Genomic DNA, 1,057 nt, shown 5'->3' on the forward strand with positions numbered 1-1,057 from the left:
TGTATTAACCACGGAGGTTAGTGACGCGGCTTGCTGGTGGCTGACCCTTGAGTGAGGTGTGGCCTCGGTGATGATTGTAGTCATGGAGCCAGGCTGGGAAAGCAGCCACGCGCTCGGCCTCTGAGTTGTAGGGGCGGGCGTAGGCCCATTCCTCGAGCATGGTGCGGTTGTAGCGCTCTACTTTGCCGTTGGTCTGGGGCCGGTAGGGCCGGGTTCGTTTGTGTGTGATGTCCGGGCCCAGGGCGTCTTGGAAGGCGTGGGAGCGGTAGCAGGAGCCGTTGTCTGTGAGGACGCGCTTCACGGTGATGCCGGCGGCGTTGAGGGCCTGGTTGGCGCGTTCCCAGAAGCCGGCGGCGGTCTCTTTCTTCTCGTCGTCGAGGATCTCGGTGTAGGCGAAGCGTGAGTGGTCATCCACGGCGTTGTGCAGGTAGGCGTAGCCGGGGCGCCGGTTCGCCGCGGTCCCTGTCTTGTTTTTCTTGCCCGCTGCCCGGTCCATGACGCGGTGCCCGCCGCCGTCGGGGATGCGTCCGAGTTTCTTGATGTCGACGTGGATCATGTCCCCGGGCTTCTCGTGCTCGTAGCGGCGGATCACCCGGCCCGTGGCACGGTCCAGCCACGAGAGTTTCGCCAGCCCGAACCGGGAAAGGACCTTGTGCACGGTTGATGGGTGGAGGCCCAGCAGATACCCGATCCGGGCCGGCCCCCACCGCCGGTTCACGCGCAGCGCGATGATCCGCCGCGCCCGCCGTTGCGGGGTCCTCGAGGGCGACACAAGGGGCCTGCTGGAGCGGTCTTCCATCCCGTCCTCGCCGTGTTCGCGGTAACGCTCTGCCCAGCGTGCCGCTGTCGGTACGGAGACCTGGAACCGCTCTGCGGCCCGACGCAACGGCCACCCGTCATCGACTACGCATCTGGCCAGTAGCAGCCGGCCCTTGGGCGCGAGAAAGGCATTAGGGTGGGACATGAAGACCTCCGTTTGTGGAACTGGACTCTAGACAAGCCCCACTCCACCCGGAGGTCTTCTTTTTGTCACCTATCCACGCCGCCTGTCACCAAC

1 protein-coding gene is annotated in these 1,057 nt (G+C 65.3%); it reads right to left on the reverse strand.

Annotated features, from left to right (window positions below):
• Positions 1-4: 4 nt before the first annotated feature.
• On the reverse strand, positions 5-964 hold the full coding sequence (locus ABIB49_RS19265) for an IS481 family transposase (protein WP_226775797.1): 960 nt from the start codon (positions 962-964) through the stop codon (positions 5-7).
• Positions 965-1,057 lie beyond the last annotated feature (93 nt).

It is taken from the genome of Arthrobacter sp. UYCu512 (assembly GCF_040547075.1).
Taxonomy (GTDB): Bacteria; Actinomycetota; Actinomycetes; order Actinomycetales; family Micrococcaceae; genus Arthrobacter.

What these genes read in the sequence shown, in the direction of transcription:
- ABIB49_RS19265 (WP_226775797.1), bottom strand. Translation starts at nt 964, where the DNA reads ATGTCCCACCCTAATGCCTTTCTCGCGCCCAAGGGCCGGCTGCTACTG.